The following is a 23,647-nucleotide window of genomic DNA, read 5'->3' as shown; positions in this document are numbered from 1 at the left end:
GGTAGACCATATCATCTCGCAGCAAGCTTCCAGCCAAGGCCCGCCTCTCTATCGCGATCCCGATATTGTCCATGTCCTTCTCATCGTATTTGCAAGCGATATACAACTGTTGGTGCTAATTATAGTTTAGTCGGATTGTTCCCGTCAAGTACGCGTCTTTGCCCAAGGCAGAGCGAACAGGAATGGCAGGTGACGAGCCTGCTGTCAAAAATGCTGCGGATGGTTTGCACCAGCCCCGGCTTTTCCCCGGCCATGTGCAAAACAATGTTCTCAGGAGCCAGTGTAACCAGCGCGCTGACGAGGTAATCCTCGTCCCGGCATTTTTGTTCGTCCATGCTCAGCACCGAATCCAGCTGCTCCAGCCAAAGACGATTTCCGTTTTTGTCATAAAGGTGGAAAGGTTTGTCCACACTAGGAACAACATGAACCACTTCCTGCTTCACTTCCTGCACGGCGATAAAATACCGCAAAAGCTCGACAAATTCCTGATATTGCTTGTCTTCCAAATATTCGTCGATCCCGGATTCCACCAGCTCGAACAGCTCATTCCAATGTTCCTGCAGCCGAAACCGGACAAACCCGAGCACGTTGATGGTTCGCTCATGCTCCAGATAGGAAAATGCCTTGCGGTACACGTTAGCCTTTCGGGTCGTGGCGGTCAGGAGTTCGCGTCCGTCCTGCTCGATCTCCCGGCACATGCGCTCGATGTATGGATAAATGTCTGTCCACTCTTCTTCCAGCTGCTCTGCTGCCAACAGATCGGCAGCCATTTCCTGCATGATCTCAGGCTCCTTGACCTGTGTCACCCACTCGGCCAATGTCAATGCCACAAAAGCTCTTGCCCAATCGATTGTCTGCGCATCGTATTCCTCTTCACACCAGCTTTGAAAAAGGAAGGTGCAGTAGTCTTCCTGTTCCTGCTCCTTGTATGTAATGCGCACCGGGGCAGTATTGACCCGCTCCATCATCTCATTGACGATAACACGATACGTGCCGCTATGCTCAGGGACATTCTCCAGCAAGACGCGAAACGTTTGCATTTTCATCCCCCCAACCGCAATTGTAGTTACAGTATATGTCCCGAGATAGGCGATATACTTTTAAACGATTGGAAACCGGGGATTGGCATCTGCCCTTTTGGGATAGAAAAACACGCTGCCTGCGCGTCTATTCCGCTTTTGCGAAAAGACGATCCGGCAGCGTGCTGCTGAATGTTTTTCAATTAGTTTTGCATCACAAAATCCCGCTCCGCCATCTCGCCGTCCTTGAACACGCGCAGGATCTCGTACTGGGTGTTGCGCTGCGCCGGAATTTTGCCCGCGCCGCGGATCAGTTCGAGAATCTGGTTGGTGTTCACCTTGTAGGTACATGCGGCAGCCGAGACGACGTTTTCTTCCATCATCGTCTGACCGAAATCGTTTGCTCCGTAGGAGAGGGAAAGCTGGCCGTACTTCGGACCCATCGTCACCCAGGAAGCCTGGAGATTTTCGAAGTTGTCCAGCATCAGTCGGCTGATCGCCAGCGTCTTGAGGTATTCCTCCGGCGTGTTGTTCACCGCTTTCATGTTCGTGTTGTCCGGCTGGAACGTCCAGACGATAAACGCCTTGAAGCCGTGCGTCTCGTCTTGTGCTTCCCGAATGCGCATCAAGGACAGCACGCGCTCTTCCATTTCCTCGCCGAAGCCGATCACCATCGTCGCCGTCCCTGGCAAGCCAATGCGGTGGGCAGCTTTTTGTGTTTCGATCCACTCTTTCCACGAGCCTTTCAGGCGGGAAATTTTGCGGCGGGTACGGTCGTCGAGAATTTCGGCACCCGCTCCCGGCAAGGAATCCAGCCCAGCGGCCTTCAGCTCCTTGAGCACGTCTTCGACCGTCATGTTGGAAACTTCCGCGATTTTCAACACTTCCGCTACCGACAAGGAGTGCATCGTAATTTGCGGGAAACGCTGCTTGATCGCACGCAGCAGGTCGGTGAAATAGTCGATCCCCAGATCCGGATTGGTTCCGCCCTGCATCAAGATTTCCGTGCCGCCGACATCAACTGTCTCCTGAATCTTTTGGAAAATAGTCTCTCTGGGCAATACATAGCCTTCGCTTGAACCGGGACGTCGGTAAAAGGCGCAAAAGCGGCAATACGTATCGCAAACGTTCGTATAGTTCACATTTCGGCTGATAACAAACGTGGCAATCGGGTCTGGATGGTGCTTTTGCATCACCAGATTGGCGTAGTGTCCGATCTTTTCAATTTCATTGCTGGCAAACAGAGCGAGGCCGTCTTCCAGTCCCAGTCGTTCTCCGGCAAGGGCACGTTCCAATATAGCATCGATCAAAAGGATCACTCCTCGTACCATACGTAAATTCCATCCCACATGATAACACACTCGGGACATAACGGCTATAGTTCGGGGTGCTGGCACAAACCGGGCACTGACGAAAAACAGCCCTGCCAAAAGCAGAGCTGTCCGTTTCTGTCGCCATGGGTCTTATTCATATCCGATCTGCTCATACACTTCCGGTTCCCAATAAATGACGGTTTGCGAAAGCGGCAGATTGGTTTCACGCGCGCCATTCGGCCGGCCGTTAAAATAAATGATTTCCGTCACGGCTACCCGATCTCCACGCACGTCAATTTCTCCTGTCAACTCCAGTTTGGTTCCATCTGGCGCATAAAAAACGACTTTCCCCGATCCCAATGTCTTCATCCGTTCCTCCAATATTGTATGTCCTTTTTTTTATACTAATGGACATTCTTTCCTATCGTCAACGAAAAATAAGAGGACTTCTTTCCTAGTGATTCCTGCTTCTTCCGGGTCGAATCGCGCAGGTCGAATTTCTCCATAACGGGCCTGGCACCTGAAAAGCGTAACCCCCGGTGTTGTAAAACGTATTTCCTACTGTTGGCTCAGCCAATTGGCGGTCTGTGGTTGGACAAAGCGGCATATGCTAACTACTGTAGACCGCATTTTTCCTGTATAATGGAAACCCGAGAGGAAACGTCCTAAGGAGATGCTCAATGCTCGATCAAATCACACAACTGTTCATGCAATATGGAATATGGGGACTCTTTGGCATGGCCTTTTTGGATTCGTTCATCAGTCCGGTTCCTCCTTTTTTTATGCAAATTGCGATGAGTCTGCTCGACCCCGGTTCAGCGCTCCGCTATGCGACCGTAGCCTTTACCGCCTCGATTCTCGGTGCGCCAATCGGCTTTTTGCTGGGTAAATGGCTGGGCAAGCCGCTTTTGCAAAAGCTGCTTCCGGAAAAATGGGTTGTGGCCGCCACCGAGAAATTCGCCAAAAACGGGGATGCTGCCGTGCTGATCGGCGCTTTTACTCCCATTCCCTTCAAGGTGTTTACGTTGCTGAGCGGCGTGTTCAACTACTCGCTGACAAAGCTCATGTTCTTTGCCATCGTCGGCCGAGGCTTGAAATTTTTTCTGATCGGAACCTTGTTTCACCTGTACGGCAAGCATGCCAAAGTGCTGCTGGATGAATACCTGGAGATCAGTCTCCTGGGCGTCGCCGCGCTCGTGGCGATCGGCTGGTTCATCTGGAGCAAGCGTCGAAAACGTTATGCCTGAGTGTCCCTGGAAATGCAAAACGCCCGAGCGTGCCATGTGCGGCTGCCCGGGCGTTTTTTTGCTGGCTTGCTGCGAAAAAATTCGTTGGAGCATTCACCGATCTGGTATACGCCCATATATTGTCATTGTGAGTTTAGGAGGAGGTGAAGCAATGGCCGTCATCAAAGCGAACAGTAACGACGTCGATATGCTTGCCCGCTTGATCCGCGCTGAAGCCGAAGGAGAAGGCGAACTGGGCATGCTCATGGTCGCCAACGTCGGCGTGAACCGCATTCTCGCCAACTGCCTCGACTTTAGGAATATACGGAGCATGCGGGATATGGTTTATCAATCTCCGGGCGGGTATGAAGCCGTCCAAAAACCGTACTTTTACCAGCGCGCCCGCGACCGGGAAAGACGTCTGGCCAAGCGCGCCGTTAACGGCGAGCGTACACGTCCCGCAACCAATGCGCTTTGGTTTTACCGCCCCGCCGGAAACTGCCCCCCAACATGGTGGAATCAGACGAACTCGGGACGTTACAAGGCGCACTGCTTCTTCATTCCATCCCCGGAAGATTGTCCACGCGTTTATTAGATCAACAGATAGATAAAGGAGCGAGTTCATCATGAGTCAACAAATGCCATACCAACCATATCCGTACGGGTATGAAATGTATCCTTCCGCCCAGTTTCCTTTCGGGATGCAGCAACAGCAGCCGCAAATGGTTCCTATGCAGCCAAGCGGTGCGCTGATCCCTGGAACGCCTCTCACACCTGGGCAAGTCATGGAAGAATCGTACATCGAAAACATTTTGCGCATGAATCGCGGCAAAGTGATTACCGTTTACCAGACGTTTGAAAACAACAGCCAGTGGAACGCCAAAATTTTCCGCGGCGTGCTGGAGACAGCCGGACGCGACCACATCATTCTCAGCGACCCGCAAACTGGAAAACGCTACCTGCTGCTCATGGTCAATACCGACTACATCACGGCGGATGAAGAACTGAACTACATTCCTCCTTCTCTTCCGCAAGGGATTCGCTAAGCTTTGTCTCAAGCCCAAAAGGACAGCTTTGTGTCTACACGCCGGACGGAAGCTGTCTTTTTGTTATTTTTGTTATAATTGGGGGAACGACCAAGCTCGCAAGCGTGCGAGCCAGCTTGAAAAAGGAAGAGGATGAGACTTCGTGGCATTTGGCATTTCGCGAGCAGAGCTGAACCAGTGGAAGCAAGCCGTACAGCGCGGGGAAATCGCTTTTTTGACTCATTACTGGCTGGACCCGCGCTTTCCGGGGATCAAGACGGTGACGAAGGTAGGCTGTGCCGACACGCAAAAGCTGACGGACTGGTGCGTCGCCAACGGGCTGAACCCCGCCTATATCCATCATCGCCAGCCGTTTCCCCACTTTGACCTGATCGGGCCAAGACAAATCGAGATTTTGCAGCAGGAAGGGCTCCGCGACCATCTGGAGCGTTTTCATCTGCTCGAATAAAAAATGAGACAGGCCACCCCAAAGGCAGCCTGTTGCTGATTGACTGGACTTATACACGTTTTGCCTGATGATAGCCGCGCTCGTTGTACGGAGCCAGCTTCTCCACCCACTTTTCCTCCAGCTTTTCCAACGCATCCGTGGCATCGAAATAAGGTTCGTCTTTTGGCTTCAACACTTCCAGCACCTCGAATTCAAACGCGTCCGCCCCAAGCTCATTCCAGTCCTTTTGCAGCTCCCGGTTCGGATGAGAGCCGTGCTGCAGCATGAATTTTTTCCCGTTGATCGTTTTTAAGTTCATGCTGCTCGCCACCAAAACTTTTCCATTCACCTTGTTGCGAATCTGGTAGACGCCAGCTTCCGTCTTGACTTCTTTGTACAACTGTTTCAGCTCTTGCTTGCGATTCACGGCCATCTCCTCCTGTTCCTTTTCCCCGCTGTCCTGGCCCGTGCGCCAATAGGCACTGCCGTCAGCCTCTCTGTCCAAAAAACCGTAATCAATCAAATACCGCCGCAGGGTGACGTAATCGCTGTAGACCGCCTCCAAAATACTGTTGATCTCCCGCTCGGTGTAAATCCTGTCCAGCGCAAAGCGTTTGGCGACTTCGCGGCAAACGACGAGCCTGTGCTTGTGCTTGCGCGGAATCCGGTCCAGCGCATGACTTTTCCCCTGTGGAAAATATTTTTGCAAAATCGCTTCATACTCGGGAGAGTCTGACTCCACCTGGATTTCCTCTTGCTTGCGCGGCCTTGCCTTGCCCGCTGAAGCGAATGCGCCTTCCTTGTCTTTCTGACGCAGCAGCTCCATCAGCGTCAAAAACACTTTTGCCTGCCGCTCCTTTTCCTTTAGCGCGAAACGGTGGTTGCGGATCGTAGACGCACTGCCAATGCCCAGCTCCGCCTGCACCTCGGCGTCTGTCTTGCCGGCAAAAAACAGGCGCAGCAAGCTTGCCTGATGGTCGGAAAGCCCGGTCAGCCGTTTGTCCAGCCCGCTCAGATGGGCAAACACCGAGCCATGCTCCTGTTCGATATGGTGGCGCATGTAGCGAGATGCTTCAAACAAGACGCCGTCAACCGGATAGATGATTCCTTTTTCAACTTCCGCTCCACACAGCAGGCACAAGTAATCATGCGGCCGCTCCACATACCCTTGCTTGGCTTCCTCCAATGAAGCGTTCCAGAACTGTTCAATTACACCCAACACAAACACACCCTTAATTCGTTTATTTTATTATAGACAATTTATCATTTTGTTTATTTAATGTCAAAAAAAAAAAGCTCCGTGCTTGCACTTTTGCGCAAACAACAGAGCTTTTTGTCTATCGTTTCAGCTATGTTTTTGACATCTTCAACGTCTTATCGGCTTGAGCCAGGTCTTGCAGGAAGGCTTGCCGATCGCCTCTCCAGTAGGGGCCCGATGTTATCCCTCGATTGCTCCGAAAGCGAATGGCCAGTTGGTTGACCAAGCGATTGATCTCCTGATGCTGGGCTTCCTCCATGGTGAAACGAACGGCATATTCATAAAACCTCTCTCCCCATGCCTGGGAGCGCACCACATGTCCGTGCATTTTTAGCGGCACCTCACACAGCTCCGTCTCAAACTGCAGGACGAGTTGGTCGCTGGCCGGCATTTTGAGATGAGACAGAAAACGCAGTCCACCTCCGCTTATGTCCTCAACCAACACTTTCGTACTGCCAATTTCCAGCTGTTTCCCTTTTACCAAAACAATGGTCATGTCTGCACAGAGGGGATGATCCATTTTCAGCCGGAAATATTCGCGTTTGTGACCCCCTGATCCCCCTGCCACTGCTCTCACCTTCCTTTGTTTTGTTCCTACTTGTTGTGGCGAAAAGTCAGACGAAGTTTTTTCTCCAGCCGACACCTGCTTCCACTTTTTGTTTCGGCAAGCGTCGTCGATTGTCCATAGCGCTTGTATCGACAAAGAAACAGCGCCGTTTCCGTTGGCGCTCTTCTTACATCATTTCTGCTTCCTGAACCGTTTGTCCTGCAAGCTCTTGTGAAAATGTCCCCAAAGCTCTCTTTTGTCATACTCGATGGTGTCATGCTTTTCCAATCGGAAAAGGAGCTTTACTAAAAGCCAGACGACCAGCAAAAAAGCAAAAAAGATGACCATTGTGAGAAAAATCATACGCTTTGCCCCCTTCCCTTTTGTTAACAAGATATGGGGAAGGGCAAAACAAGATAACCATGTATGACAAAATCGTGACCATTTTCACTCAAAAAGCTGTCATGCTCTGTGGCTTCTGCGCGGCGGAAAAGAGTCGATCCAGCTGCGGCAGGAAAGCCGTATCGTCCAGTTCGGCCAACCCGTATTCGTACAGCTTGCTGAAACGGACAACCCCCATTACGAGCGAGGAGAAATCGGAAATATCCAGCTCGATTGCCACGTCGGCTTGCCCGTTCTCGACGATCTGGGCCTGTCCGTTTTGGAACTGCACCAGCCACGTCCCTTCGTTTTCTTGCAGGAACGAATCGCGCACCGTAAGCTGCAGGCAAATGGTCTCTGCGCCAAAGCGATGTTCGGCCAGCTGGCGGAAAAAGCCTGGCACGTCAATCACCCGGTACATCAGCCCAACTCCCGAGACGTGACTCTCGTGGTAGACACTGGGCAAAAGCCTGTTGGTGCCATTTCCCGGGTCAGACAAGAGCAGATGGAAATCTTCGTCAGGCGTCGTCAAGACGATGCGCTGGATTTGATCTGCCTGACTGTGCAAAAACGAAAGAAGCTGGGCCAGCGATTCACGCGACTCGTACAGAAGCTCCTTGACCACGAGGTTGTTGAACATTTTGTTTTCCTCGTGAGCGCTTTCAAATTGGAAGGCGAGATAGCCTGTCAGCTTGCCTTCTTGCCGCACGCCGACCACGATTTTTTCCGGCACATTGAAGAGGCTGTCAATATCCCGCTCCGTCCGCAGGATCATCCCGTGCGTCTTCTGGGCAACGCGCTGGTAGCAGGCAAGCACCTGCTCCTTGTCTTCTTTTTCCAGGTACACGATCTGCTCCTTGCCTGTAAAGGGCAGGCTCGCCGGCTTGAAATTATACTGATGAATTTTGCTGCCTGCGCCAAAGCCCATCTGCTTGTAAAAATCGACGCGAAACGGATAGAGCGAAACGAGCGGAATCCCCCGCTCCCGATAAGCGGTAAGGAATCCATGCAGCATCGCTTTTGCTACCTTTTCTTTTTTGTGCAACAGGTCTACGGCAACCGTGCCGATTCCTCCCGTCAACATCGGGATACCGTACACATACATGGAAAAATCGTACCATTTCATGATCCCAACGAGACGACCATCCCGATAGCAGCCGTGATAGCTGGCAATCGGGTCATTTTCCAGCGTGCTTTTGACGCGTTCTGCGAACTTCTGCCTTTCTTCCGTCCCCAGGAGGTTGCTTCCCGGATAGGCCATGGCAGCTATTCTGACTACCTCATCAATATCGCTTAAAGAAACGGGGCGAATTTCGTCCATCGTCACACACTCCTGTCTGTACACGCGCGAATAACATTCATCTAAAAAAATTTTATAGAATTGCAGTGGAGCATGGCAATATATTTTTTGACATTTTGGAAAACTTCATCTTCAGAAATACCTAAGCGAATTTTGCTCTTTCACTTGAAAAAACACACATCGTGGTATACAAGTAAGTAACTGGAAAAATACAGAAAAGGGGTTAGTGATAATGAACAAAACTCTCCAAAAATTATTACTGTATGTTGGATTTTCAGGACTGATTATTTTAAGCTTTATCGTATTGATCGGTTTTTTCAATTATTTTCTTACTTCTTAGCATCATTTATCCAACATGTAATTGTTTGACCCTCTACTCACTTTGCCCGGAAAAGTCCTGCTCCATTAAAATCACTCCTGCCGTTAGGCATAAAGCCGGTTACACCATACGTTTTGGTGAAAACCGGCTTTATCCGTTATATGACTATTGACTCTGTGCCTGCTGCTTTTGGCTTTTCGCAATCAACAGCGACAGCAGGAAGCAGCAGGCGGCAATCACAAGGGCGCCTGTGAAGACGACGTGAACACCGGAGGCAAGCACGTCGCGGATTGCTGCCAGCTCTCCGGCAGGGATGGAGCCTGTCTCAAAGGAAGCTCCCAGGTTTGCATGCCCCTCTGCTACCGTCACCAGGTTGAACAGCATGCCGAAAACGGCCGCGCCAAACGTTTGGCTGAAAGTACCCGTGAACGTGTTGAGCGCAACGGCTGTGCCGCGTTTGTCCACGGCGACCGACGACTGGATTTTGACCATGACGATCGGGCTAATCAGTCCCATACCAAGACCAATCAAGCCCACCGCCACATAAATCAAATAGCCCGCCGAGTGCGAGGACAGGATCGTCAACAGTGTGGCGGCAATCGTCAAAACGGCGGTCCCGCCCGTAATCAACTGCTCGGCGCGCAGCTTGCCCAGCAAATTGCCGGAGAGCACCGAGCCAATCGTCCAGCAGACTGGCATCGGCGTCAGGACGAAGCCGGCCATTGTCGCGCTTTCGCCCAGCACGCCCTGGCTCCAGATCGGCAAGTAGACGACCATGCAGATGACGATGCCGTTGGTGAGGAAGGTGAGCATGTTAATCATCGTGACGTTGCGGTTCGTCAACAGCGAGAGCGGAATCAGCGGTTCCGGCGATTTTCTTTCCACCGAAACGAACACCAGGTAGGTCGCTGCCGCGAAGACAATCAGGGAAATCGTCACCGGACTCGTCCAGGACTGATGCTGGCTGCCCGTCAACAGCGCGTACAAAAGCGCAATCGTGCCCACGGTGAAGATCAGCGCCCCAGGGTAGTCGATATGGCGCTTTGCTTTAGCCAGCAACTTCTCGCAGTAAAACCAGACCAGCATGAAAAAGGACACGAGTCCAAACGGCAAATTCAGAAAAAAGATATAACGCCAGGAAAGCGTATCGACCAAAAAGCCACCGATCAGCGGCCCTGCGACGCCCGACAGCCCCCAGACCGCGCTGATCCAGCCCTGAGCCTTCGCTCTCGCCGTCTGTTCCGTGTACAAGTCGCCGATAATCGTCATCGTAATCGGCATGACGGCGCCAGCACCCAAGCCCTGGATCGCCCGGAAGACAATCAGTTGGCTCATCGTCATCGCCACACCGCATAGTGTGGAGCCGAGCAAAAAGAGGCCGATCCCGATCAACAGCACATTTTTGCGTCCAAACAAGTCAGCGAGTTTTCCGTAAATAGGTGCAGACACGGCTGTCGCCAGCATGTAGATGGCGTATACCCAGCTCACCAGCTCGAATCCCGACAAATCACTGGTAATGCGCGGCACGGCTGTACTCACAATCGTCCCTTCCATGGCGGCCAGGAAGGTCGAGAGCATCAGCGCGGCCATAATCTTTCCTCTCATTTCGATCTCCTCTCTCTATGTATACACGCGCTCGATTCGCCCAAAAGCGTTGTCATAGTATACCACAAAACGTTGCTTACCTACGAAACAAAAAATGCGCGAATACACTTTGCGCAGGACAGCGTGCAAATGTACATGTGTACCGACAGGCAACAGGAAAAGGAGGCGATGCCTCGCTGGCTACCAGGGTACAGACGCATCTCTTTTTTTTCACATTTTCCCTATCGTGTAGTAGAATTGGAAAATGGATACAAAAACAAGGAGTGAAGCTCGTGCAGGAACTCCCTACCTCGATGAAAGTCCTGGAGTGGGCATTTGCTATCTTTCTAATCTTGTCGCTGATTGGCTTTACGGCATTTTTTCCCATTCTGGCGCTGATATGCATGCTCGTTTACATCGCAGCCAAAACCTTTTTAACCTGGAACCAAAATCGGAAAAAAGCCTACGCGCTGCTCGGATTCACCGTCATCGTCGCGATCTTGTTTGTCCATTCGATTTGGCAACTTGTCACTTCCTGACCAAACTTTCTTCTGTGTCTTAAGAAAAGTACGAGAAAAGCAAAAAGGAAGTTGGATCAAACATGCGAAAGATATGGGAACTATGTTTCGTAATCGGCTTGGGCTTTTTCACAGGATTATTTTTTGGGGGAGGCAGCAATATTCTGCTAGCCGGCATATTTTGGGCTTTGATGTTTATCTTGCTAAAACTGCCTGACAAAGAATGAAGCACGCCTCATCATCGCCGCCGCGAGTGAGTCGTGCCTCTTTTCGGTTCTGTTTGTTCTGGTTGGGCGACTTTCCCACAAGGCCGCGACTATTATTTCGCATCGCGTCTGTGCTCTGCCCTTACCCCAACAGCGTCATCTCTCTATGCTGAATGTCCAGCACTTCCACCTTCACCGCGCCGCCCAGATTGCGCGACACGGAATCAGCCAGTTCGTTCAGCGCCCGATGAAACACGTCGGTTCTTGTTTCATCCACCAATTCGATACAGAGAAAGGCATTTTTCGTCTTTTCCGTGAGCATCGTCCGCTGGGCTTCGCGCCAGTTCCAGCATCTGCAGACGGCTCCGGCCTCATCTTTGTACACGACCTCCCCTGCATACGGCGGGGCATTTTCGTCGCTGCCCAACGGGACGAACGGCTCGCTGCCATTTGCCAGCGTCAGCCGAAGATCGCCTGCAAACGTGTCAATATCTTCTCCCCCGCATGGAAGCCCATAGCGCAGCGAAATGGAATTGTAAATGTCAACAAGCGGGTTGATCGTTCCGATGGAATGGCCGTTTTTCACTCTTTTCAATAAAGCTTCAATGGAACAGCGAGCCCCTTTTTTCGTCTTGAATTTCTGAAAAGCTTCACGCCAGACGCGGATGACCGGATGGCTGCTGAACTCCTCCTGGTCGAGAAATGTACGGGCTTCTTTCTCTGCCTCCCGCAGCAGCTGCTCGTAAAAGGCAACGTCTCTTACGGCATTGTCGATTCCCTCGCAAATCACGGTGCCGATTTTGGCATGCGGGAATAACGTCCAAAAATCATCTTCCACAATAAATTTCGGCATAATCGCTCTCTCCGTTTCCATGTACTGATCGTTTCCAGCAAAAATCACGCTTTTTCTTTTCGTGTCCAAAAAATACTACGTTTTCTCGGGGCTGGCAAAGGCGGAAAATACGCCGAGTGCAATATAGACATAGCCCGTCACCCGGTTCTGCAGCTTCGCACTCCCTTTCATCCGCTTGCTGATGCCCGCCGCAAGCATGGCGTACAGGCTGTCGCTAACAAAGGCAAGCGCAAGAAAAATCGCGCCCAACAGCAAAAACTGTCCGCTGACCGATCCGGCAGAAGGCGAGATGAACTGCGGAAAAAATGCCAAAAAGAACAGGGCTGTCTTCGGATTCATGACTTCGATGAGCGCAGATTCGCATAAAATCTTGAACCATTTTTTCTGCGGGGCTTGCGCGATTTCCGAAGTCTTGCTGTCTGATGCGGAAAACAAAGTCTTGCACCCAAGGTAGATCAGATAAGCTGCACCCAAATATTTCACGATTGTAAAGGCTGTCGCGGATGTCAGCAAAATCGCAGAAATGCCAACCGCGCCTGCCAGGACGTGAACAGCGCCGCCAAGCGATACGCCAAGCACGGATACCAGCCCCGCCTTCTTCCCTTGATTGATGCTTCTGCCCATAATGTAAAGCACGGCTGGCCCGGGTATTATCAGCAGGGCGGCGACCGTCATGACAAACAGCCAGATTGTCGAAAATTCCATCTACGGCAACTCCTTTTTGCATACATCGGTTTAGCGCGGGCCGCAAGCGGTCATCATGCAGCAGATGCTTAAAACAGCTCTTTTCGCTTTTCGCGCAACCAATTGGCGACCTGGATGTCTCCTTGTTCCTCGGATTTTTCAAGCTCGGTCACAATGGATTGGTAGTCGGCATTGTCGCGATTTTGGCTCATTTTCGCCGCCGCTTCAAGCGAGGTGATTTCCACCTCAAACCCGACGATTCCTTTCATTTCCCGCGCCAACATCTCTGGGTCAAACGTCTCCCATAGCCGGCCGTTCTCCCGGTGCGCTTCATAACGTTCGAGCATGGAAGCCAAAGCCGTTTTCAGCTCATCCCCCGTGAGAATACGCGCCGTACCGTACGCGTGTACAGCGAGATAGTCCCAGGTGGGAACCGATTCGCTCTTGTACCAGCTCGATGAAATGTAAGCGTGTGACCCTTGAAAAACAAGCAGCACGTCGCGATTGCCCGCCAGCGTTTTCTTTTGCATGTTTCCATAGGCGATATGCCCGGTCGCAAAAATTTTCCCGTCCTCCTCGCGAATTTCCAGCGGAATGTGCGTTGCCAACGGGCGTTGTCCATCGACAGTAACCAACAAGGCAAACGGGTTTGCCTTCATCATTTGCACGGCCTCCGCACGCTCCATGCGGTATAGCTTCGGAATGTACATCGTTATCATCCTTTCTCCGGGGTGTCCGTCACTGAAAACAATAGGATACAAACTGACATGAGAAAAGATACAATAATAAGCAAATACACATGTCAGAGGGGTCGCACATGAAAAACACGATTTTCACTTTCAAAGACAACTCTCCGAAATACAAACAAATCTACGAGAAATTCAAATCGTTCATCGAGCAGGGCGACCTAAAAGCCGATGAGCAGTTGCCTTCCATCCGCCAGCTTGCCGACTCCTTGCACGTAAGCCGCAATACGACATTGATGGCCTACGAACAGCTTGTGGCGGAAGGTTATATTCGCGGCGAGGGGCGGAAAGGTTATTTTGTCAATGAAGTAGAGCCTGTCTTGTTTCAAGCGGCTCCCCCTTCCACGTATCGCGGGCAATCCGTGCAAGTCCCGCCTGTTCGCATTGATTTTCGCTCAGACGTTGTCGATCAGGCTCACTTTCCTTTAAAACCGTGGCGGAGGATCGCCAATCAAGTATTGACGGCGAAGGAAAGCTTTCGCTACGGAGAGCCGTTTGGCGAACACTGCCTGCGCGAGCAAATCGCCGCCTACATCATCCAGTCTCGCGGGGTGAGAACAGACCCGGATGCGATTATTGTCGGGAGCAGCACCCAGCAAATGCTGGTGTATCTCGGCCACGTCCTGAAACGCGACTTTTCCGGCATAATCGTGGAGGACCCTGGCTACGACGGCGCCAGGAAAGCGTTTCAACTAAACGGCTTTACGCTTGAAACGTTGCCCGTTTACGAGACAGGCGCTGACTTTTCGCACCTGGAACAGTTGCAATCCCGCCTGATTTACGTCGCGCCGTCCCATCACAGTCCGTACGGGGTAAGCATGCCCATTCAACAGCGGCATGCCCTGATCCATTGGGCAAACACCGTACAAGGCTATATTATCGAAGACGATTACGACAGCGAGTTTCGCTATACGCAGCAGCCTTTTCCCGCGCTCGCCTCGATTGATTCCGCGCGGGTGATTTACCTTGGGAATTTCTCCAAGTGCTTTCTCCCCGGCATCCGGATCAGCTACATGGTGCTGCCGCAGCCGCTTCTTGACAGCTATAAAAGCCGCTTTGCCCATTTCGAGAGCACCACATCGCTCCTGAGCCAACTGGCCATGGCAAAATTCATGGAAGAAGGGGAATGGAATCGGCATATTAAACGGATGCGGCTTGTTTACAAACGAAAAATGCAACATCTTGTGTCGGAATTAAGGCAGCATTTTAAGCAGCAGATCACAATTATTGGCGAGCAGTCTGGGCTGTACGTGCTAGTCAAGGTACACGTGGAGCGTTCAGAAGAGTGGCTGATTCAGCAAGCGCTCCAGCAGGGGGTAAAAGTTTATCCGACTTCGCTCTTTTTCGTGAAAAACAAGCCCGACAAACCGATTGTGAAACTTGGTTTCAACAATTTGACCTGGGAGGAAGTGCGCCAGGGTGTGGGGCTGTTGCAAAAGGCTTGGTTGTAACCGACCTCTGCCTTTGCCAAGCAATTGTTTTTGCGTTCAATTTGCTTACGCTCAGTGATAAGACCGTTTTTATCTAGGGCAATTAATTCGCTATCAGGATATGTGGAATCAGTAAAAATAACATATAAAAATGGTGGGTTGACTTTCTCTTGTTGATTGCAAGCAGAAACTAGAAGTAAAAGGCAAGGTATTAAAATTTTATAGATGAGTTTGTTCATAAATTTCGACCTCCACTAAAAAACTCAGGAACTCCCGACAATATGTGAAGGGAGTTCCCACAGCTTTATCCTTTTGAGTAGAATTCTACAGTGTCTGAGTCATTAATCAAATCATTGGGGGTAACCGGGAAATTTAACTCGTCAGTGCCATTTCCTATTTTAAATCCTTGGTTATACCATGCGCGCCATACAAGCTGAGAGCAATAAAATTGGTTTTCTTTTCTCTTGTCGAAAAAGGCCCAGTTATACTCATCGCCAATTTGGTAATTGGCATAGCTTCTGGCTGCTTTATAGTGAGTTCCTTCAGCGCCGCTTACGTATAGGCCCTTCAATTTACTATACCGATTCGCCCAGTTATTTGGCATTTTTTTCACTCCACCATCTGGCCAGGCTTCTATGGTATAGCTTTCATCATAAACGATGGCAGCGTGGCCTACATATAAGTGGTCAACCTTATTTACTGCAGGACTTACTAAGATGTCGCCATAGGTTCCCACCGATCCGGAAGTCGATAGCATAGCTTTTTTTTGGTCACTATTCTTGTTGATACCTTTCAACTTTTCAATTTTCTCGACTTTTCTTGCGTCAAACTTCTTAATCTTGTTCCAATTTGCTAGTGTGAATGCATCGTTTTTCTTGATTTTTTCAATATAATCCAGTTGTTCTTTGGTGTATGAGATCTTGGGATGTTTATCCTCTTTTGCAAAGGAAAGAGCTGGTGCTAACAAAATAGCTGCAGCAATTGGGAGTATTATTAGTTTTTGAAGTTTCGCAATAATCCCTCAAATGTATAATATAAATACTAACCATTCGAATGAAGTTGATCTCCAAATGGTTGAAAATAGTGTTTTCTCTTTGTTAAGGCTACCTCTAAAGGAGGAATAACTAAATGCAAAGGTTCCCGGATTTTATAAAATTCATCTTGCTGCTACTCTTTTTTATTATCTTCTCAACCCTCTTCCCCTATTTGAAAGGACCTGCTCCCACACCAGTTGAGAGCGGGGCCAGTGAATCTAGTTATTCATTCACAATTTTTTAATCGCTGAATTGAGAAGTACTTTCAACACAAAGCAAAAGAGGCATCGCCCCTCTTCGCCCAAGCGAGAGAGCCGTGCCTCTTCGTGTGTTGCCTGTCGTTATTCCGTTACTTCTACAGACCAGCCAAACTTGTCTTCCCGCTCTCCGTACTGGATTCCGGTCATCGTGTCGTACACTCTGCTTGTCAACGGGCCTGTTTTCCCGCCGTTGATAATCATTTGATGGCCGTTCCAGTTCAGATCGCCAATGGGAGAGATGACGGCCGCCGTTCCGGTGCCGAACGCTTCTTCCAGTTGCCCGTTCTTGTGCGCCTCATACAAGTCTTCCACGGAAATGCGCTTTTCGACAACCGGGATGCCCCAGTCCTGGAGCAACTGGATGGTCGAAGCGCGGGTGATTCCCTCCAAAATGCTGCCGTTCAAAGCCGGAGTCCACACTTCCTCCCCTACTTTGAAAAATACGTTCATGCTGCCGACTTCTTCAATGTATTTGTTTTCAACGCCATCCAGCCAAAGCACTTGCTCGTAGCCTTTTTCCTTGGCTTCTTCCTGTGCTTTCAAGGCGCCTGCGTAGTTCCCCGCTACTTTGGCATTGCCTGTTCCGCCTCGGACCGCGCGGACGTATTTGTTTTCCACGTAAATTTTGACTGGCTCCATGCCATTTGCATAGTAAGCGCCAACGGGAGACAGGGCGATAATCAGCTTGTACGTTTTCGAGGGACGCACGCCGAAACATGGCTCTGTCGCGATTACAAAAGGACGAATATAGAGCGACATGCCGTTTTCTGCCGGAATCCACTCTTTTTCAAGCGCCACCAGCTGCTTCAACGCAGCGACCATGAACTCCTCATCAACCTGCGGCATGCTCATCCGCTCCAGAGAGCGGTTCATCCGTTTGAAGTTTTGATCCGGACGGAACAAAAGCACCTTGCCTTGCTTGTTGCGGTACGCCTTCAATCCTTCAAAAATCGCTTGTCCATAGTGGAATACCATCGCGGCCGGATCGAGCGACAAGGGAGCATACGGAACGATTTGCGGATCATGCCATCCTTTGCCTTCCGTGTAATCCATGATGAACATGTGATCGGTAAAATGTACGCCGAACCCCAGCTTATCGAGTGCTGGCTTTTCTTTTTGGTGTGTTGTTCGGGTTATCGTTAACTGACACTCCATCCTCTACATCTCCCTTGGTTTATGAAATTCTACTTTTTTGAAACGGAACTTATATATTAAAAATAACAACTATTTCGAACAATTGCCAGCGTAACTTTCCTTTTCCGGGAAGCGGCTGCGGGATGGGGGCCAAAACGATTGCTCCATCTTGACGACGACCTACCGGGCAGCGCGTGCCTTTCTCTTTCTTGTACATTCTCTTTCTTCTCTGCTTCCGCTTCATACTGCAAAGATGATATGATAGATAATATCCTTAATTTTACAAAAAGGATCGTTTCCTCCAGCGACCTGTTCGGCTTCTGCAATATCTGAGGAGGACAGCCGGGAATAGGTCAGCAGGTATGCTCCTGACAGTTTGCAAGTGAGCAGTTGGTGAAAGTGATCTACGCTTGAAAAATACAATTTTTGGTAAAAACAGCTTCCAAGCCCGGGACACACTTGTCGTTTCAGCCGTGATCCGCGCCGGAAGCGCACATGATGAAACCGAGCGGAGTGAATTTGTCATGAGTGAGTTCATGATTGTTGCGATTCCACTATTGTTGGGGATTGTTGGTTTTGTTTGCCTGCTCCTTGGTTTGTTCGGGTTCCATCCCAAACAGGTTCGCCGCAACCTCACCATTTCCGGCATCTGTTTTTTCCTGTTGTTTGCGTATCTTATCGTCGGCTATATTTACATGGCTCCGGCTGTTGCCCTGCTTTTGTTCTGAAGTGGCAAGACGCTTTTCCAGCACGTCATAAGGAGTTGTTACGCGAATGAGCACTCTGCAAGAAAAAACGCCGCACAAAAAAATCGCCATTGTAACAGGAGCCAGCCGCCGAAGAGGCATCGGCGCTGCGATTTGCAGAAAATTGGCTTCGCAAGGGATTGATCTGTTTTTCACCTACTGGACAGCTTACGACAAAACGATGGAATGGGGAGTGGAAGACAATGAGCCGCTTCAATTGCGCGAGGAGCTATCGCGCCTTGGGGTGAGGTGTGCCAGCATGGAGATTGACCTGTCCCAGCCTGATTCCTGGCTGCACGTCCTGGACGAAGCAACCGCACAGCTTGGTGCGCCCTGTATTCTCGTCAACAACGCCTGTCACTCGACTACGGATGGCTACCAGTCGCTGGATGCGGCCAGTCTGGATGCTCACTACGCCCTCAATGTCCGGGCACCGATCATGCTCAGCACCGAATTTGCCCGCAGATTCCCGCCAGGAGCCCACGGCCGGATTATTCACATGACTTCTGGACAGTCCATAGGCCCCATGCCAGGCGAAATCGCGTATGCTGCAACAAAAGGGGCCCTGGATGCGTTTACGGTCACTTTTGCTGCGGAAGTCGCCCCTCTCGGAATTACCGTCAATGCTGTCAATCCGGGGCCGACTGATTCCGGGTGGATGTCGGCAGAGCTTGCGTCCCACATCCTGGCCCGCAGTCCGATGGGCCGACTCGGTCAACCGGAGGATGCCGCCCGCCTGGTTGCGTTTTTGGCGAGTGAGGAAGCGGGATGGATCACAGGGCAAATCATTCATTCGGAAGGCGGATTTTTGCGTTGAAACTGCTTCCCCGCTCCTCATCGCAGCGAAAGCGGCATGGCATAAACCGTCCGCCCTTTTCGGCCAGTCGTCGTCACTGCCTGGGAGAGAGAGTTGTAGATCGCTTCTTCGGTCGCCTCTGCGGCGGCCGCAAACAGTTCGTTCATCACCGGATGATCCTCGCGAAGCTGAATGCGCGTCTCCGTAACCGACTCCGTCCGGTGCGGAATCTTCTGCGCGGTGGAAAAGGCGATCACGATGTCGCCGCTGCCGTGCCCGAAGTGGCTTCCGGTGCGGCCGAGACCGATCCCGGCTCGCTTGGCGACGCGCAGCAGCTGGCGGTCGGACAGCGGCGCGTCTGTGGCGAGCACGATCATAATCGAGCCGTCCTCCTCCTTCTCGACTGCCTCTGCGGCCACAGGCTCACGCGTGGCACAGGCAAACAGCCTGTCGCCCAAAAAGTCGTCCTTGCTGCCGAAGTTGGACAGCACCAGTGCGCCAAGCGTGTACGTTTGCCCGGCTGCGGACACGACGCGAGAGGATGAACCGATTCCGCCCTTGTAGCCGAATGCGACCATGCCTGTTCCCGCTCCGACCGCGCCTTCTTCCACGGCATGCTCCGTTGCGTTTTCAATCGCCGCCACCGCATCTTCCGGCCGCACGACACAGCGGCGAATCGAATTGAGGTGGCCGTCGTTGCACTCCCCGACCACGATGTTGACCGTCCCGGTCGTATCGCCAATCTCCTCGTTCGTCGCCAGCATGTATTGCAACGTGCCCTGTGTGACGGCCGGAACGGAGAACGTATTCGTCAGCATGATCGGCGACTCCAGCACGCCCAGCTCGTTTACCTGGACAAGTCCTGTCGACTTGCCAAAGCCGTTGATGACGTAGCTGGCTGCCGTCACCTTTTCGCGGAACAGGCTGCCGCCGTGCGGCAAAATCGCAGTCACCCCTGTACACGCATACTCCCCGTCTTCCAGCTCATGCTGAATCGTCACATGGCCCACACGTACTCCAGGCACATCGGTCAGATCGTTTTTCGCGCCTGTGGGCAGCTTGCCGACCACTACCCCCAACTCGCGGATTTTCCCTTTTCCGGTACGCTTCATGACAGCTTCCTCCTTTCCCTTTCGGCTCGCCTACACCGGACGGTTGCGCAAAAAGTTTTCGTAGGCAAAACCGCGCACCTCTTCTTCCTTGTAGCGTTTGAGCAGTTCGTTTATCAGATTTTGGCTCATCCCGGCATGCTCAAGCCCGACGACTTTTGTCGTGATGCCGTCAAAATCGGAGCCAAGCCCGATGTGGCGCACGCCGCCGAGCGAGCAAAAATGATCGATATGCCGGAGCAGATCGTCAATCGTCGTCGGCGTCGTATCGTTAATGAACATCGTGCAATAAACAACGTGGACATTCGCCCCTTTGGCGAACATCGCCTTCGCCTGCTCGTCCGTCAGGTTGCGGGGATTGTCGCAAACAGCGCGTGCGTTGGAATGGCTGGCAATCGGGTACTTCGCCAGCTCCAGCGTCTCCCAGAAGCTGCGCTCGCCCAGATGGGAGACATCCGTCAACATTTTCCGTTCATTGAGGAACTGGATAATCTCTTTGCCAAACGCGGTCAGCCCGCCGTTTCTTTCCTCCAGCGCCCCGTCTGCTGCCAGGTTTGCAAAATTCCAGGTCAGGCCGACGGAGCGTACGCCGAGCTGGTAGAGGATGTGCAGCTTTTTCAAATCGTTGCCGATTGGCTCTACCCCTTCGAGCGTCAAAAGCGCCCCGATCTCGCCGTCCTGCAGCCTGTCCAGGTCGCTCCAGTCGCGAATCTGCTTCATTTCCGGATGTTTGCCGAGCACTTCTGCATAAAAGTAATGAATTTGCTCCAAGGCGCATTGAAACCGGCTGTCCGACGGCAGATCGGTCGGTGTGTAAATGGCGTAGCTTTGCACCTTCACTCCGCCCTCGTGCAGCCGCTTCCGGTTCACGTCCAGCTTTTCCGAATCGGTAAAGGAGAGATTCCCCTTTTGCTCCCATATTTTCCAAAGCGCATCACAATGCAAATCAATAATCGGCATTCCCGCCATTTGCTTCCTCCATCCTCGCTATCGTTTTCTGTTGGCGAACTCCACCTGATTCCTTCATTTTACGGGAATGGATTTTGAAAAGCGATCCCCTGGAAAAATCCTCGCTTTGGCAACTAAAAGTATCCGCTGGAGGGAAATCCTAATCCGTATGGCTGTCATCCTGTCAAGGCAAGGAGGTTTTTTATGGCGCAGCACAAACTGATGCATTTCACCGACCAGGACCTGGACGGCGAATCGTGTGCGATCTTGAGCCGGATCGCCTATGGCGACCGGGAAGTCTTTCCCCGCGGCGTATCGCCCTATACCGTCAACCGGGAAATCCAGACGTTTCTTGCCGAAGAGTTTTCGCCGGAAATGTCCGTGGTGATTACAGATGTGGGCGTCAATGAAGAAGTGGCGTCCCTGATTCAGAAAAAAGTCGAGCAAGGGCATTCGTTTGTCCTGATCGACCATCACCCGACATCGCTGCCCCTGTCCGAGCAGTACGACTGGGCAAAGGTCATCGTCGAAGCAGCGGGACAGAAAACTTCGGCTACCAGCCTTTATTACGATTACTTGCAAAAGAAAGGGCTTTTGACGCCAACAGACGTCATCACCGACTACGTGGAGCTGGTGCGGGCGTTTGATACGTGGGACTGGGAAGCGACCGGAAATGTGCAAGCGAACCAGTTGAACCTGTTGTTTTATTTGGCGGAGCGCGGCACGTTTGCCGACCAGGTGATCGGACGGCTGCGCAGCGAGGACCTGGAGCAGTTCGCGTTCGAGGATTGGGAGGCGCTTTTGATTTACACAGAGGAGCGAAGAATCGCGGAGTTTGAGCAGAAAAAGGCAAAGCAGATGAAGCGGTTGAGCGTCGAAATTGATCTGGATGAGCCGAAAACGTACAACGTCGGTGTCGTCTTTTTGGAGCAGTACCAATCGACGACGGGAAACTTTTTGTGCAAAAGCGATGAGACGCTCGATTTTGTGGCGATGCTCGATCCCGGAAAAGGCAGAATCAGCTTTCGCACGATCCGCGACGACGTGGATCTGTCCGTAATCGCGGCCCACTACGGAGGTGGCGGACATCCCAAGGCGGCGGGCTGCTCGTTTACAGGGGTGACGGTGAAAACGTTTGTGTACCCTGCCCTGCGTGTGCATTGAAAAAGCACAGAGCAGCAAGCTGTCAGATGATTTTTTTTCCTGCAAAAATCAAACCGTTGACATGCAACCTTTTGGTTTCGTATACTGCAAAAAGTGAAACGATTTGGTTTCGTTTCCGAGCGTCAAAAGAACTTATCTTCTCTGATAACGGAGGCGCATTCATGTCCAACACGATTCCTGATATTGTTCAGACACAAATTTTTCACGCTCCGCTGCAAAAGGTTTGGGAAGCAGTCGCGACAGCAGACGGGATTGCAGCCTGGTTCATGCCCAACGATTTTCAGCCTGTAGCGGGACATGCCTTTACCATTCATTCCCCATACGGCGATTCGCCGTGCGTCGTGCAGGAGATTGACCCGCCCAACCGCCTTGTGTTCAAGTGGGGAAAAGACTGGGTTATCACCTTCGCTTTAAAGGATTTGGGCGACAAGACTGAATTTACGCTGATTCATTCCGGCTGGTCGCCAGATACTGTAACCGAGTTCGGCGAAAGCCATGCTGTCGTGCGCGACAGAATGAACCAGGGCTGGGATTCGTCTGTCTTGCCTAAACTGAAAGCGTATGTGGAAGCGTAAATGAGCAGCTCTACGGCCAAGCACGACGTTTTTCAAGCCATCGCCGATCCGACGCGCCGCAAACTGCTGCAATTGCTGAGCGAGCAGGAAATGCCCGTGACGGCGATCAGTCGGCACTTTCCGATCAGCCGCACAGCCGTTTCCAAGCATTTGCGCATTTTGTCCGAGGCCGGACTGGTCAAGGAACAGCGGGTAGGACGCGAGACGAGGTATCGGATGCAGCCCGAGCCGCTGGAGGAGCTGAGAAGCTGGCTGGCCTACTACGAGCGCTTCTGGGACAACAAGCTGAACGCCTTGAAGCGGTTGGTGGAGAGCGAGCATCAGGCGGAGAGTCAACCTGCCGGGCCGAGTCTGGTTGAACGAGAAGCAGGACAAAGCAGTAAAAAAGGATAGGGAGCGCAGCATTCGTGCCGCGCTTTCCTATCCTTTTTGCTGAAACAATCGCAACCGGTTCAGAAGTCGTCATGATAAAATTGTTGCTGCTGTTCCTCTGCGATGCTTTGCAAGTCGTAGGCGTTGATGCGAAAAAACAGGTAGTCCCCTTGAGCCACTTTTGTCGCGGCAAGCTTGTTCAAATACTTCGGGGAGCCTTCGTTTTCTTCATCGTAAACCAGCAAAAGACCGTCTGAATGAGCCAGCAAAAATTTGTCTTTCTCCTGAAGCTGCCAAACACCCTGGTAAGGTGTTTGATAGACGCTGTTCACATAGTCTGCCTGCATGACAATTTGTCGGTAGTAATCCTGTGTTTCTTCTTTCCACTTTTCCTCTTGGTTCAAAAACGGAGTAATCACCGCAAGCTTTAGCCGGGGATGCTCCTTTTTTAATTCGAGAACCGTTTCGGCTGCCCACATTTCTACTCCGAGCTGCCCCGATATGATGACCCATTCCAGACCTTCCGCAAGAAATCTTGTGAGCTGCCGCTTCAGTGCTGTCTTGATAATGGCTAGTCCCGGATGTTTGTCGTGGAATATGCCCAGCTCGTGAGCCTTGTATCCGGAAACCAATAAACGCTTTACCATCCTTT

The 23,647-nt window shown here is 51.5% G+C and carries 27 protein-coding genes and 1 other annotated feature (1 of these 28 only partly in view); of the genes, 11 read left to right on the top strand and 16 right to left on the bottom strand.

Annotated features, from left to right (window positions below; translation table 11 throughout):
- Positions 1 to 93, bottom strand: a binding site (T-box leader) (it extends 167 nt beyond the left edge of the window).
- A 26-nt stretch (positions 94 to 119) separates the two neighbouring features.
- The 3 genes from ytxC to AAFJ72_RS06485 all read right to left on the bottom strand — a co-directional run bounded on the left by ytxC (position 120) and on the right by AAFJ72_RS06485 (position 2,701).
- Positions 120 to 1,040 (bottom strand): putative sporulation protein YtxC, encoded by a 921-nt coding sequence (gene ytxC / locus AAFJ72_RS06495; RefSeq protein ID WP_122904913.1) that lies wholly within the window; start codon positions 1,038 to 1,040, stop codon positions 120 to 122.
- 182 nt (positions 1,041 to 1,222) lie between these two features.
- Positions 1,223 to 2,329 (bottom strand): cyclic dehypoxanthinyl futalosine synthase, encoded by a 1,107-nt coding sequence (mqnC, locus tag AAFJ72_RS06490; protein ID WP_122904912.1) that lies wholly within the window; start codon positions 2,327 to 2,329, stop codon positions 1,223 to 1,225.
- Between the two features lie 153 nt (positions 2,330 to 2,482).
- Positions 2,483 to 2,701, bottom strand: a complete 219-nt coding sequence (locus AAFJ72_RS06485) for a hypothetical protein (protein WP_432776494.1) — start codon at positions 2,699 to 2,701, stop codon at positions 2,483 to 2,485.
- A 311-nt stretch (positions 2,702 to 3,012) separates the two neighbouring features.
- On the opposite strand from AAFJ72_RS06485, the gene AAFJ72_RS06480 reads away from it, so the two are divergent.
- The 4 genes from AAFJ72_RS06480 to AAFJ72_RS06465 all read left to right on the top strand — a co-directional run bounded on the left by AAFJ72_RS06480 (position 3,013) and on the right by AAFJ72_RS06465 (position 5,052).
- Positions 3,013 to 3,579 (top strand): YqaA family protein, encoded by a 567-nt coding sequence (locus tag AAFJ72_RS06480; RefSeq protein WP_432776493.1) that lies wholly within the window; start codon positions 3,013 to 3,015, stop codon positions 3,577 to 3,579.
- Positions 3,580 to 3,730: 151 nt separating this feature from the next.
- Positions 3,731 to 4,153 carry a cell wall hydrolase gene (locus tag AAFJ72_RS06475; RefSeq protein ID WP_432776492.1) on the top strand — a complete coding sequence of 141 codons (423 nt, stop codon included), beginning with the start codon at positions 3,731 to 3,733 and terminating at the stop codon, positions 4,151 to 4,153.
- A 31-nt stretch (positions 4,154 to 4,184) separates the two neighbouring features.
- Positions 4,185 to 4,604: a spore coat protein GerQ gene (gerQ, locus tag AAFJ72_RS06470; RefSeq protein ID WP_432776491.1), complete on the top strand. Its 420-nt coding sequence runs from the start codon at positions 4,185 to 4,187 to the stop codon at positions 4,602 to 4,604.
- Positions 4,605 to 4,746: 142 nt separating this feature from the next.
- Complete coding sequence (locus AAFJ72_RS06465) at positions 4,747 to 5,052, top strand: hypothetical protein (RefSeq protein ID WP_432776490.1); 306 nt, start codon at positions 4,747 to 4,749, stop codon at positions 5,050 to 5,052.
- A 49-nt stretch (positions 5,053 to 5,101) separates the two neighbouring features.
- Here AAFJ72_RS06465 and AAFJ72_RS06460 read toward each other — a convergent pair whose 3' ends face one another.
- From AAFJ72_RS06460 to AAFJ72_RS06440, 5 genes are all read right to left on the bottom strand, one after another.
- On the bottom strand, positions 5,102 to 6,250 hold the full coding sequence (locus AAFJ72_RS06460) for a DUF2087 domain-containing protein (RefSeq protein ID WP_432776489.1): 1,149 nt from the start codon (positions 6,248 to 6,250) through the stop codon (positions 5,102 to 5,104).
- 130 nt (positions 6,251 to 6,380) lie between these two features.
- Positions 6,381 to 6,857, bottom strand: coding sequence for a PilZ domain-containing protein (locus AAFJ72_RS06455; RefSeq protein ID WP_432776488.1), 477 nt, complete (start codon positions 6,855 to 6,857; stop codon positions 6,381 to 6,383).
- A gap of 171 nt (positions 6,858 to 7,028) precedes the next feature.
- Positions 7,029 to 7,199, bottom strand: a complete 171-nt coding sequence (locus AAFJ72_RS06450) for a hypothetical protein (protein WP_432776487.1) — start codon at positions 7,197 to 7,199, stop codon at positions 7,029 to 7,031.
- Positions 7,200 to 7,287: 88 nt separating this feature from the next.
- Entirely contained in the window at positions 7,288 to 8,538 is a 1,251-nt protein-coding gene (locus AAFJ72_RS06445; RefSeq protein WP_432776486.1) for a GNAT family N-acetyltransferase, read from the bottom strand.
- 463 nt (positions 8,539 to 9,001) lie between these two features.
- Positions 9,002 to 10,441, bottom strand: a complete 1,440-nt coding sequence (locus tag AAFJ72_RS06440; RefSeq protein WP_432776485.1) for an MDR family MFS transporter — start codon at positions 10,439 to 10,441, stop codon at positions 9,002 to 9,004.
- A 272-nt stretch (positions 10,442 to 10,713) separates the two neighbouring features.
- Here AAFJ72_RS06440 and AAFJ72_RS06435 point away from each other — a divergent pair, with 272 nt between their 5' ends.
- A complete protein-coding gene (locus tag AAFJ72_RS06435; RefSeq protein WP_122904902.1) occupies positions 10,714 to 10,959 on the top strand; it encodes a hypothetical protein in 246 nt (81 codons plus the stop codon).
- Between the two features lie 327 nt (positions 10,960 to 11,286).
- Here AAFJ72_RS06435 and AAFJ72_RS06430 read toward each other — a convergent pair whose 3' ends face one another.
- The 3 genes from AAFJ72_RS06430 to AAFJ72_RS06420 form a co-directional block, all read right to left on the bottom strand.
- Positions 11,287 to 11,997: a B3/B4 domain-containing protein gene (locus AAFJ72_RS06430; protein ID WP_122904988.1), complete on the bottom strand. Its 711-nt coding sequence runs from the start codon at positions 11,995 to 11,997 to the stop codon at positions 11,287 to 11,289.
- Between the two features lie 75 nt (positions 11,998 to 12,072).
- Positions 12,073 to 12,702, bottom strand: coding sequence for a LysE family translocator (locus AAFJ72_RS06425; protein ID WP_432776484.1), 630 nt, complete (start codon positions 12,700 to 12,702; stop codon positions 12,073 to 12,075).
- Between the two features lie 68 nt (positions 12,703 to 12,770).
- On the bottom strand, positions 12,771 to 13,391 hold the full coding sequence (locus AAFJ72_RS06420) for an FMN-binding negative transcriptional regulator (RefSeq protein ID WP_432776483.1): 621 nt from the start codon (positions 13,389 to 13,391) through the stop codon (positions 12,771 to 12,773).
- Positions 13,392 to 13,498: 107 nt separating this feature from the next.
- On the opposite strand from AAFJ72_RS06420, the gene AAFJ72_RS06415 reads away from it, so the two are divergent.
- Positions 13,499 to 14,878 (top strand): PLP-dependent aminotransferase family protein, encoded by a 1,380-nt coding sequence (locus AAFJ72_RS06415; protein ID WP_432776482.1) that lies wholly within the window; start codon positions 13,499 to 13,501, stop codon positions 14,876 to 14,878.
- Positions 14,879 to 15,161: 283 nt separating this feature from the next.
- Here the strand turns inward: AAFJ72_RS06415 and AAFJ72_RS06410 are convergent, their stop codons facing one another.
- The gene (locus tag AAFJ72_RS06410) at positions 15,162 to 15,824 is read right to left on the bottom strand and encodes a YiiX/YebB-like N1pC/P60 family cysteine hydrolase (protein ID WP_432776481.1); all 663 of its coding nucleotides are present in this window, start codon (positions 15,822 to 15,824) and stop codon (positions 15,162 to 15,164) included.
- Positions 15,825 to 16,232: 408 nt separating this feature from the next.
- Entirely contained in the window at positions 16,233 to 17,306 is a 1,074-nt protein-coding gene (locus AAFJ72_RS06405; RefSeq protein ID WP_122904897.1) for a branched-chain amino acid aminotransferase, read from the bottom strand.
- Positions 17,307 to 17,695: 389 nt separating this feature from the next.
- Here AAFJ72_RS06405 and AAFJ72_RS06400 point away from each other — a divergent pair, with 389 nt between their 5' ends.
- Complete coding sequence (locus tag AAFJ72_RS06400; protein ID WP_432776480.1) at positions 17,696 to 18,013, top strand: hypothetical protein; 318 nt, start codon at positions 17,696 to 17,698, stop codon at positions 18,011 to 18,013.
- A gap of 46 nt (positions 18,014 to 18,059) precedes the next feature.
- Entirely contained in the window at positions 18,060 to 18,848 is a 789-nt protein-coding gene (locus tag AAFJ72_RS06395; RefSeq protein ID WP_432776479.1) for an SDR family oxidoreductase, read from the top strand.
- A 17-nt stretch (positions 18,849 to 18,865) separates the two neighbouring features.
- On the opposite strand, the gene AAFJ72_RS06390 is transcribed toward AAFJ72_RS06395, so the two are convergent.
- Together AAFJ72_RS06390 and AAFJ72_RS06385 are read right to left on the bottom strand one after the other, a co-directional pair.
- The gene (locus tag AAFJ72_RS06390; protein WP_432776478.1) at positions 18,866 to 19,939 is read right to left on the bottom strand and encodes a P1 family peptidase; all 1,074 of its coding nucleotides are present in this window, start codon (positions 19,937 to 19,939) and stop codon (positions 18,866 to 18,868) included.
- A gap of 30 nt (positions 19,940 to 19,969) precedes the next feature.
- Positions 19,970 to 20,905, bottom strand: coding sequence for a dipeptidase (locus AAFJ72_RS06385; RefSeq protein ID WP_432776477.1), 936 nt, complete (start codon positions 20,903 to 20,905; stop codon positions 19,970 to 19,972).
- A 183-nt stretch (positions 20,906 to 21,088) separates the two neighbouring features.
- On the opposite strand from AAFJ72_RS06385, the gene AAFJ72_RS06380 reads away from it, so the two are divergent.
- The 3 genes from AAFJ72_RS06380 to AAFJ72_RS06370 all read left to right on the top strand — a co-directional run bounded on the left by AAFJ72_RS06380 (position 21,089) and on the right by AAFJ72_RS06370 (position 23,016).
- Positions 21,089 to 22,048 carry a DHH family phosphoesterase gene (locus tag AAFJ72_RS06380; RefSeq protein ID WP_432776476.1) on the top strand — a complete coding sequence of 320 codons (960 nt, stop codon included), beginning with the start codon at positions 21,089 to 21,091 and terminating at the stop codon, positions 22,046 to 22,048.
- A 161-nt stretch (positions 22,049 to 22,209) separates the two neighbouring features.
- Positions 22,210 to 22,623 carry an SRPBCC family protein gene (locus AAFJ72_RS06375; protein ID WP_122904891.1) on the top strand — a complete coding sequence of 138 codons (414 nt, stop codon included), beginning with the start codon at positions 22,210 to 22,212 and terminating at the stop codon, positions 22,621 to 22,623.
- Complete coding sequence (locus tag AAFJ72_RS06370; protein ID WP_432776475.1) at positions 22,624 to 23,016, top strand: ArsR/SmtB family transcription factor; 393 nt, start codon at positions 22,624 to 22,626, stop codon at positions 23,014 to 23,016.
- Positions 23,017 to 23,075: 59 nt separating this feature from the next.
- Here AAFJ72_RS06370 and AAFJ72_RS06365 read toward each other — a convergent pair whose 3' ends face one another.
- Complete coding sequence (locus tag AAFJ72_RS06365) at positions 23,076 to 23,642, bottom strand: DUF1273 domain-containing protein (RefSeq protein ID WP_432776474.1); 567 nt, start codon at positions 23,640 to 23,642, stop codon at positions 23,076 to 23,078.
- Positions 23,643 to 23,647: the final 5 nt, after the last annotated feature.

This window comes from Brevibacillus gelatini, assembly GCF_050920745.1.
GTDB lineage: Bacteria > Bacillota > Bacilli > Brevibacillales > Brevibacillaceae > Brevibacillus > Brevibacillus gelatini.
The sequence above is the reverse complement of the archived record's forward strand: the minus strand, read 5'-3'. Positions and strand labels throughout refer to the sequence as shown.